Annotated in this window: 8 protein-coding genes and 1 riboswitch; of the genes, 6 read left to right on the top strand and 2 right to left on the bottom strand. The window is 71.9% G+C overall.

The window, feature by feature from the left end; genetic code table 11:
- Positions 1–64 precede the first annotated feature (64 nt).
- Together SACHA_RS0103710 and SACHA_RS20110 are read right to left on the bottom strand one after the other, a co-directional pair.
- Positions 65–832: an ABC transporter permease gene (locus SACHA_RS0103710; RefSeq protein WP_019807309.1), complete on the bottom strand. Its 768-nt coding sequence runs from the start codon at positions 830–832 to the stop codon at positions 65–67.
- Positions 822–1,844 (bottom strand): daunorubicin resistance protein DrrA family ABC transporter ATP-binding protein, encoded by a 1,023-nt coding sequence (locus SACHA_RS20110; RefSeq protein WP_039737868.1) that lies wholly within the window; start codon positions 1,842–1,844, stop codon positions 822–824. The genes SACHA_RS0103710 and SACHA_RS20110 overlap by 11 nt, the downstream gene beginning before the upstream one ends.
- 78 nt (positions 1,845–1,922) lie before the next feature.
- On the opposite strand from SACHA_RS20110, the gene metG reads away from it, so the two are divergent.
- From metG to SACHA_RS20105, 6 genes are all read left to right on the top strand, one after another.
- Positions 1,923–3,740, top strand: a complete 1,818-nt coding sequence (gene metG, locus SACHA_RS0103700; RefSeq protein ID WP_028662856.1) for a methionine--tRNA ligase — start codon at positions 1,923–1,925, stop codon at positions 3,738–3,740.
- On the top strand, positions 3,737–4,606 hold the full coding sequence (locus tag SACHA_RS0103695) for a TatD family hydrolase (RefSeq protein WP_039737867.1): 870 nt from the start codon (positions 3,737–3,739) through the stop codon (positions 4,604–4,606). Before metG ends, SACHA_RS0103695 begins: the two co-directional genes overlap by 4 nt.
- A 246-nt stretch (positions 4,607–4,852) precedes the next feature.
- Complete coding sequence (locus SACHA_RS0103690) at positions 4,853–6,223, top strand: resuscitation-promoting factor (RefSeq protein ID WP_019807301.1); 1,371 nt, start codon at positions 4,853–4,855, stop codon at positions 6,221–6,223.
- A gap of 62 nt (positions 6,224–6,285) precedes the next feature.
- A complete protein-coding gene (gene rsmA / locus SACHA_RS0103685) occupies positions 6,286–7,161 on the top strand; it encodes a 16S rRNA (adenine(1518)-N(6)/adenine(1519)-N(6))-dimethyltransferase RsmA (RefSeq protein WP_019807298.1) in 876 nt (291 codons plus the stop codon).
- Positions 7,162–7,372: 211 nt separating this feature from the next.
- A riboswitch (SAM riboswitch) is annotated at positions 7,373–7,463 on the top strand.
- A gap of 219 nt (positions 7,464–7,682) precedes the next feature.
- Positions 7,683–8,693: a methionine ABC transporter ATP-binding protein gene (locus tag SACHA_RS0103680; RefSeq protein ID WP_028662855.1), complete on the top strand. Its 1,011-nt coding sequence runs from the start codon at positions 7,683–7,685 to the stop codon at positions 8,691–8,693.
- Positions 8,694–8,759: 66 nt separating this feature from the next.
- A partial coding sequence (locus tag SACHA_RS20105) for a 4-(cytidine 5'-diphospho)-2-C-methyl-D-erythritol kinase (protein ID WP_039737865.1) occupies positions 8,760–9,479 on the top strand: 720 nt, incomplete at its 3' end.

Below are 9,479 nucleotides of genomic sequence, written 5' to 3'. Positions count from 1 at the left end.
GGCCGGTGCCGCGCCCGCGGAATCACCCACGGCGCGGCACCGGGACACGCGGCCGCCGCCCGGCTCAGGCGCTCTCCCGGCGGAACGTGCGGGTGCCCCACCAGACGGCGAGCCCGGTGAGCACCACGAGCACGATGCTGCCGGTCAGCAGCGCGTCGATCGTGATCTCGCCGCGGAAGCTCGCCCGCTCGGCCTCGACGACGTGGCTGAACGGGTTGATCCGGGACAGCGTGTACAGCCAGTCCGGGGCGAGCCCGCTGGTGATCGGGATGAGGATGCCGGACAGCAGCAGCACCGGCAGCATCACGGAGTTCAGCAGCGCCGGGAACGCCTGCTCGTCCTTCAGCGTCAGCGCCACCGCGTAGGACGACGACGCCATGGTCACCGCGAGCAGCGCCGCGATCACCAGACTGAGCAGGACGCCCCCGACCGGCGCCCGGAGCCCGAACACCAGCATGGCCAGCAGGATGAGCACGCACGCCTGCACCAGCGTCTGCAGCGCGTTGTTGAACACCTTGCCCAGCAGCAGCGCCACCCGGCTCACCGGGGTCACCCGCAGCCGCTCGATCACCCCGTTGCGGTACTCCGCCAGCAGTCCGAACCCGACGAACGACGTGCCGAACAGCGCCACCATCACGATCAACGCGGGCGTGAAGATGGTCCAGACGTCGCCGGGTGGGAACCCGGGGGTGTTGGCGACCATCCTCTCCATCAGCGGGCCGAACAGCGTCAGGTACAACACCGGCTGCATCAGCTGGATGCCGAGCCACGTCGGATTGCGCACCGACAGGCCGAACTCGCGCCGGAACACCAACCACAGGTCATGCCCCATCGGTGACCTCCTCGATCTCGTCCGCGGAGCCCGGTCCCCGCCCGTCTGTGGGCGGGGTGGACGTCTCCGCCTCGCGCAGGCTGCGGCCCGTCATCGTCAGGAACACGTCGTCGAGCGAGGGCCGGTGCACCTCGATCGAGCGCATCGCGATGTGCGCGGTGTCCAGTGCCCGCAGCACCTCGGGCATCGCCGTGTCCCCGCGCGGCACCCGGAACCGGACGACGTCGTCGGCGACGGTGACCTCCCGCGCGCCGTCCAGCCTGTCCACCAGCTCGGCGGTCGTCGCGGCGGCGTCCGGAGCGACCCCGAGCTCGACCCGGTCCCCGGACACCCGCGCCTTGAGCTCGTCCGGGGTGCCCTCGGCGACGATCGTCCCGCCGTCGATCACCAGGATCCGGTCGCAGAGCGAGTCGGCCTCCTCCAGGTAGTGCGTGGTGAGGAACAGCGTGACCCCGTGCTCGGAGCGCAGCGTGCGGATGTGGTCCCACAGGTACGCCCGGCTCTGCGGGTCGAGGCCGGTGGTGGGCTCGTCGAAGAACACCAGCCGGGGGCTGTGCACGAGGCCGAGTGCGATGTCCAGCCTGCGGCGCTGGCCGCCGGAGAGTGTCTTGGTCAGCCGCTGGTCGAGCCCGGCGAGGTCGAGTTCCGCGGCGAGGTCGGCGCCGCGCCGCCGGGCCCCGGCCTTCGACAGGCCGTAGAACCGGCCCTGCTGCTCGATCTCCTCGCCCACCCTGCTCTCCGGGTGGGTGCCGCCGCCCTGGGCGACGTAGCCGATGCGCCTGCGCACGCCCACCGGGTCGGCCAGCAGGTCCCGGCCCGCCACCTCGGCCTCGCCCGCGGTCGGGCGCAACAGTGTGGTGAGCATGCGCAGCGTGGTCGTCTTGCCCGCCCCGTTCGGGCCGAGGAAGCCGACGAGTTCACCTCCGGTCACGTCGAGGTCGACGCCCCGCACGGCGTCGACGGTGTGGCCCCGGGCGGTGAACCGCCGCGCGAGGCCGCGTGCCCTGATCAACATGGTCCCCCTTCGTCGGAGCGCGCCGTCGCTCCCTCACGCGCGTACGGCGCGGCGTCGTCCGTAGGCTAAACGGGTATGAGCACCCCTGTGTTGACCGCGGTGGCCTGGCCCTACGCCAACGGCCCCCGCCACATCGGCCACGTGTCCGGTTTCGGCGTCCCGTCCGACGTGTTCTCCCGCTATCAGCGGATGGCCGGTAACCAGGTGCTCATGGTGTCCGGCACGGACGAGCACGGCACCCCCATCCAGGTGCAGGCGGAGAAGGAGGGGATGAGCCCCCAGCAGGCCGCGGACACCTACACCCGGCAGATCGCCGAGGACCTGCGCGGGCTGGGGCTGTCCTACGACCTGTTCACCCGCACCAGCACCGGCAACCACGCCGAGGTCACCCAGCAGATCTTCCTCGCGCTGCACCGCAACGGGTACGTGGTGCCGCGGACCACCACCGGGGCCGTCAGCCCCTCGACCGGCCGCACCCTGCCCGACCGCTACATCGAGGGCACCTGCCCGATCTGCGGCTACGACGGCGCCCGCGGCGACCAGTGCGACAACTGCGGCAACCAGCTCGACGCCGCAGATCTGCGCAACCCGGTCTCCCGGATCAACGGGGAGAAGCCGGACTTCGTGGAGACCGAGCACCTGTTCCTCGACCTGCCCGCCTTCACCGAGACACTCGGCGAGTGGCTGTCCACCAGGACGGACTGGCGGCCCAACGTGCTCAACTTCACTCGCAACCTGGTCGAGGACATGCGCCCCCGGCCGATCACCCGGGACCTGGACTGGGGCGTGAAGATCCCGCTCGACGGGTGGCGCAACGAACCGATGAAGCGCTTCTACGTCTGGTTCGACGCCGTGATCGGGTACTTCTCCGCCAGCGTCGAGTGGGCCCGCCGCTCCGGCGATCCGGACGCCTGGCGGAAGTGGTGGACCGACCCGGACGCCCGCTCGTACTACTTCATGGGCAAGGACAACATCACCTTCCATGCCCAGATCTGGCCCGCGCTGCTGCTCGGGCACAACGGCGAGGGCGACCACGGCGGACAGGCGGGCCCCTACGGCAGGCTGCACCTGCCCGACGAGATCGTCTCCAGCGAGTTCCTCACGATGAGCGGCTCCAAGTTCTCCACCTCGCGCGGAACGGTCATCTACGTGAACGACTTCCTGCGCGAGTTCGGCGCGGACACGCTGCGCTACTTCATCGGCGTCGCCGGGCCGGAGACCCAGGACACCGACTTCACCTGGGACGAGTTCGTCCGCCGGGTCAACTACGAACTGGCCAACGAGTGGGGCAACCTGGTCAACCGCGCGGTCACGATGGCGCACAAGAACAACGGCGGGGTGCCCCGGCCGCAGGCACCGACGCAGGCGGACGAGGACCTCAAGGCCCAGGCCCGTGCCGCGTTCGACACCGTCGGCGCCCACCTGGAGCGCTCGCGGTTCAAGGCCGCGGCGTCCGAGGCGATGCGGGTGGTCTCGGCCGCGAACAAGTACCTGTCCGACCAGCAGCCGTGGAAGCTCGGCGACGACCCGGAGCGTCGGGACAGCGTGCTGCACACCGCGCTGCAGGTGGTCTCCGACGCGAACACGCTGCTCACGCCGTTCCTGCCGCACTCGGCCCAGAAGGTGCACGAGGCGCTCGGTGGCACCGGGGTGTGGGCGGCCCAGCCGGAGCTGTCCGAGGTCGCCGACCTCGACCTGCCCGACCGCACGAACCCGATCCTGTCCGGCGACTACTCCTCCGAGCAGGCCCGGTGGGCGTCGGTGCCGGTCGAGGTGGGCAGGCCGCTGGCGAAGCCCAGGCCGCTGTTCGCCAAGCTCGACCCGAAGCTCGCCGAGACCGGTCCGGAATGGGCCCCGATCACCGGCTCCGGAAGCGGGGACGGGGCCGCATGAGCCGCCGCGAACACCCGCCCGTCCCCGAACCGCTCGTCCGGCCGACGGTCGACGCGCACACCCATCTCGACGCCTGCGGTGCGGAGGATCCCGCGCAGGTGCGGGCGGCGCTGGACCGCGCGGAGGCCGCCGGGATCACCCGGGTCGTCACCGTGGCCGACGACCTCGACTCCGCACGCTGGGTCACCCGGGCGGTCACCTGGGACGACCGTCTGTACGGGGCGGTGGCGCTGCATCCGACCCGCACGACCGGTTTCGGCCCCGCCGAGCTGGAGGTGATCGAGCACCTCGCGGCACACGACCGGGTGGTGGCCGTCGGCGAGACCGGCCTGGACTACTACTGGGACTACGCGCCGCCCGGGGACCAGCGGGAGGCGTTCCGCCGGCACATCGACCTCGCCAAGCGGCTCGGGAAGACGCTGATGATCCACGACCGGGACGCCCACGAGGACATCCTCGCGATCCTGGCGGCCGAGGGTGCCCCGGAGAGGGTGGTGTTCCACTGCTTCTCCGGCGACGCCGACATCGCCCGCCGGTGCGTCGACGCCGGGTACGTGCTCTCCTTCGCCGGGACGGTCACCTTCCGCAACGCGCGGGCGCTGCACGAGGCCGCCCGTCTGGTGCCGGACGATCAGCTGCTGGTGGAGACCGACGCTCCGTTCCTGACGCCTCACCCGTTCCGGGGGCGGCCGAATGAGCCGTACTGTGCGGCGTACACGGTCCGTAATCTCGCCGAGTTGCGTCAGCAGTCCGAACAGGAGGTCGCCGAGGCGACCGCGCGCACCGCGGAACAGGTGTTTCGCCTGGACACGATCGCGGGCGCGGTCGCGGGACGGAGCGCGGGCGAACCCGGGACGGGGTCGTGATGAAGTTCACGAGTCCGGGGGAGGTGTTTGCGCAACCCCCGGATTCTCGTTACGGTCCCGTGACCGTGTCGGGTATTGGTCTGAGACTGGCCATCACCCGGTCGGCCCACAGTCACGTCGGTGTACGTCGGGGAGAGCGTCCTGCGGGACGTGTGAGGGCGGCGCTGACTGCGGGAGTCGGTGGACTTACGTGAAGGGATCGACCCTGTGACTGGTAGAGACGGGCACGCGAGCGCGTCGACCGCCATGCTCGAATGGCCGAGCGAGTCCGACGACCTCGATTTCTCGCCCGACCCGGAAGTCACCGCCCAGGACGTGCTCACGGCGCTCGGCCCGGACGCGCACAGCCTCATGGCCGAGGCCGACGTCGATGTCGACGAACTGATCCGGCTCGTCAACGCCGAGACCACGATGCTCCCCCCGATCGTGGTCGCCGACGGCGATGACACCGGCACCTCCCCGGCCGCGGACGGCGGCAGGGAGGAGGGTCTCGTCAGCGCGGTCAGGACCTGGAAGAAGCGGTTCCTCCGGGGCACCGTGCTCGCCCTGATGATCTCGCTGACCGGTGGCGGTGCGGCGGCGCTCGCGATGAACAAGAGCGTCACCGTGAACGTGGACGGCGAGCGGGAGACCGTCCGCAGCTACGGGGACACCGTCGGGGAGGTGCTGTCCGACGCGGGGATCACCGTCGGCAAGCACGACGCCCTGTCGCCCTCCCCGCAGGCTCCCGTCGGCGACGGCGGGGTCATCAAGCTGGAGCGCGGCAGGCACCTCACCGTGGTCGTGGACGGGCAGCAGCGGGAGTCCTGGGTCCGTGCCGCCACGGTCGGCGAGGCGCTGAACCAGCTCGGTCTCGACCATCTCGGCCGGGACGACGCGTGGTTCTCCACCCCGCCGGGGGCCGAGGTCCCCCTCCAGGGGCTGCGGCTGGAGGTCAAGACCCAGAAGACGATCACTCTCTTCGACGGCGGCGAGCAGCCGCGGGAGCTGGTCACCACGGCCGTCACCGCCGGGGAACTGCTCGGCGAGCTGAGTATCGAGCTCGGTCAGGAGGACCGTCTCGAAGAAGGCCGCGACTTCTCCCTCACCGACGGCGCCGAGGTGCACATCAGCCGCACCGGCGTCTCCGTGGTGGAGCAGACCGAGCGGATCGACCCCGAGGTCCGCGAGATCGAGGATCCCGAGCTCGAGGCGGGCACGGAGATCGTCGAGGAGGAGGGCACCCCCGGCGAGGAGCTGGTGACCTACCGGGTCACCCGGGAGAACGGCCAGGTCGTCGACCGGGAGGAGATCTCCTCCGAGGTCGTCACCGAGGCCGAGGAACGGGTGGTGCGGGTCGGCACCAAACAACCCGAGATCTCCGGCGGCGCGGTGTGGGACCGTCTGGCCGGGTGTGAGTCCGGTGGCGACTGGTCGATCAACACCGGCAACGGCTACTACGGCGGCCTCCAGTTCAACAAGCAGACCTGGGACGCCTACGGCGGCGACCAGTACGCCAATCTGCCGCACCAGGCGAGCCGGGAACAGCAGATCGCGATCGCCACCAAGCTCCGCGACGACCGGGGCGGGTACAGCGCCTGGCCCGCGTGCTCCGCGGAACTGGGCCTGCCGCGGTGATCCCTCGGTGCCGGGGCTCGCGCCACGGGAGCCCCGGCATGGTTGACCTCTAAGCTGGCCGGGTGAGCGAGACACCCGGTCTGCTGAACCCCGCCGAGATCCGCGCGGCGGCTGCCGCGCTGGACCTCCGGCCGACGAAGAAGCTCGGCCAGAACTTCGTGCACGACGCCAACACCGTGCGGCGCATCGTCGAGCGGGCACGTGTCGACGAGCGGGACACCGTCCTGGAGGTCGGACCGGGGCTGGGCTCGCTGACCCTCGGCCTGCTCGCCCCGGGCGCCCGGGTGGTGGCCGTCGAGGTCGACCCGGTACTCGCCGGCAGGCTGTGCGACACGGTCGCCGCCCACGCCCCGGACGCCACCGACCGGCTCACCGTGCTCGAACGGGACGCGCTGCGGTTGCGGTCCGGCGAGATCCGGGAGGCCGGAGCCGGCACCCCCACCACGCTGGTGGCCAACCTCCCGTACAACGTGGCGGTGCCGGTGGTGTTGCACCTGCTCGCCGAGTTCCCCGGGATGGACCGCGCGCTGGTGATGGTCCAGACCGAGGTGGCCGAGCGCATGGCGGCCGGGCCCGGCAGCCGGGTCTACGGCGTGCCCAGCGTGAAGCTGGCCTGGTACGGCCGGGCCCGCACCGCCGGGACGGTACCGAGGTCGGTATTCTGGCCCGTGCCCAACGTCGACTCCGCACTGGTCGCGTTCGAGCGGTACGACACCGCACCGGACGCGCTCCGGGGCGCGGACCGGGACTCCGTGTTCGCACTCGTCGATGCCGCGTTCGCGCAGCGCAGGAAGACGTTGCGCGCGGCGCTCGCGGGATGGGCCGGATCCGCCACCCGCGCGGCGGATCTGGTGTCGGCGGCGGGGCTGGACCCCTCCGCGCGGGGGGAACGACTCACGGTGGAGGACTTCGCCGCCATCGCCGCGGCAGCGGCATGATGTCACCGCCGCGGCAGCGGCAGGAAAGTGATCGCCGCGGCAGCGGCATGATGTCACCGCCGCGGTAGCGGCATGAAGGTGACCGCGCGGTAGCGGCATGAAGGTGACCGCCGCGGCAGCGGAGCGACAGTGACGTCCGTAACTGCGGCGAAAGTGTGATGTTCGGCTGCGGACTTGCTCCCGCGGTGGTCTCTCCGGTGTACTTTGCAGGTATCCATCCCGAGCGACCGAGAGACCTGGCTCGCGGACGTCGCAGCAACCACCCCCGAGTGGGCAGGTGCTAACGCCAGGGGCGATGGAGGAAACGTGTCTGTCTCCACTCCGCTGACGCGACAGCGTCGGGCACCGCGCACGCAGTGGCGTCCCACGCTGCTGACCCGGCGCCGGGTCGTCGATCAGGGCCGCCGCACGGTGAGTGCGTGTCGTCGCCACACCACCGTGCGCGCCTGATCCTGCCCGATCCGCTCACTGACGCAGCGTCCGTACCGGACGTCGCGTCGCGCTGTCCTCCGGAGCTCTTCGTGATCACTGTCGAGAATGTCAGCAAATCCTTCGCCACCTCGCCCCGCCAACTCCCGTCCACCGCGTTGCGGGAGGTCAGTGTCACCGTCGACGCGGGTGCCCTCTACGGCATCCTCGGCCCGCGGGAGGCGGGCAAGACCACGCTCGCCCGGTGCCTCGCCCTCCGCGAACGCCCCGACCGGGGAACGGTGCGGTACGACGGTGTGGACACCGGGCGCCTTCAGGGGCGCCGGCTCTGGGCGACCCAACGCGAGGTCGGGATCGTGGATCCGCGGCTGCGCACCGAACGGACCGTCGCCGGCAACGTCGCCGAGCCCCTCGAACGGATGGGGATGGACGGCTCCCGGAGACGCGGGCGGGTGACCGAACTCCTCGATCTCGTGGGGTTGTCCCGCGCCGGGGCGCAGTCGCCCGGGGAGCTGACCGAGGGGCAGCGCAGGCGGGTCGCGGTGGCGCGGGCCCTGGGCACCCGGCCTGCGGTGCTGGTGGCCGACGATCCCACCGACGGGGTGGACAGCGCGGACACCGGGGCGGTGCTCGGGGTGCTCGACCGTGCCCGTGCCGAACTGGGTGCCACGGTGGTGCTGACCACCCGGGAGGTGGGCGTCGCCCGCCGGGTCTGCGACGAGCTGGCGCTGCTGGACCGGGGGGAACTCGTGGACAGCGGGACCGTGCTCGGCGCGCTCGGCAGGCCGGACAGCCGGATCGCCGAGGCAGTCCTGCCGCCGGTCGACACCCCGCGTGGTGGGCTCGCGGACCACGACCGGGCCGCGGACGTGGTGCTGGTCGGTTTCGCCGCGGTCGGCGCGTTGCTCCCGGAGGCCGCGGACCGGTTCGACGTGGAGCTCGCCACCCTCGGGGGTGGAATGACGCGGGTGGGTGACACGCCGGTCGCCCGGTTCCGGCTCGGTGTCACCGGGCGGCGTGCCGATGCCGCGCTGGCCTGGTTGCGCGAGCGCGGTGCCCACGTCACTCGGCCGTTCTACGGCCTGCACAGCGTCGCCGCCTGACCGGACGGCCCGCGCGCGGCGTCGGGTCGCACCGGCGGGGCCGGGTCGGCCAGTACGCTGGTGGACGTGCTTGCCGTCGTTGAGCCGCCGGTCACCGTGCGGGTGCCGTCGAAGATCAACCTCCACCTGTCGGTGGGTGACGTCCGTGCGGACGGCTACCACGACCTGACGACCCTGTTCCAGGCCCTGTCGTTGACCGACGAGGTGACCGTGGTCGCCGCCGACGAACCCGGGGTCGAGGTGTCGGGTGAGGGCGCGAAGGCGGTGCCCGCCGGGGACGACAATCTGGCCCGGCGTGCGGTGCGGGCACTGGCCGAGCACGTCGGCAGGCCGAAGGATGCCGCCCGGGTGCGGGTGACGATCCGCAAGGGCATCCCCGTCGCCGGGGGGATGGCCGGGGGCAGTGCGGACGCGGCCGCGACCCTGGTCGGGCTGTCCGCGCTGTGGAATCTGGATCTGTCCCGCGACGAACTCGCCGGTGTCGCCGCGGAACTGGGCAGCGACGTCCCGTTCGCCCTGCAGGGCGGCACGGCGCTCGGCACGGGGCGCGGTGAGCGGCTCGTGCCGGTGTTGGCGCGGCACACTTTCCACTGGGTGCTCGCGTTCGACCAGCGGGGGCTGTCCACGCCGAAGGTGTTCGGCGAGCTGGACCGGCTCCGGAGTGCGGGGGACCCACCGCGCGTCGGGGGACCCGAGCCGCTGATGGAGGCGCTGGCCGCGGGGGAGGCCCGGCAGCTGGCGCTGCTGCTCGGCAACGACCTGCAGGCGGCCGCGGTGTCGCTGCGG

This window comes from Saccharomonospora halophila 8, from assembly GCF_000383775.1.
Classification (GTDB): Bacteria; Actinomycetota; Actinomycetes; order Mycobacteriales; family Pseudonocardiaceae; genus Saccharomonospora; species Saccharomonospora halophila.
Note: the sequence above shows the minus strand (reverse complement) of the source record. Positions and strands in the feature narration are given on the sequence as shown.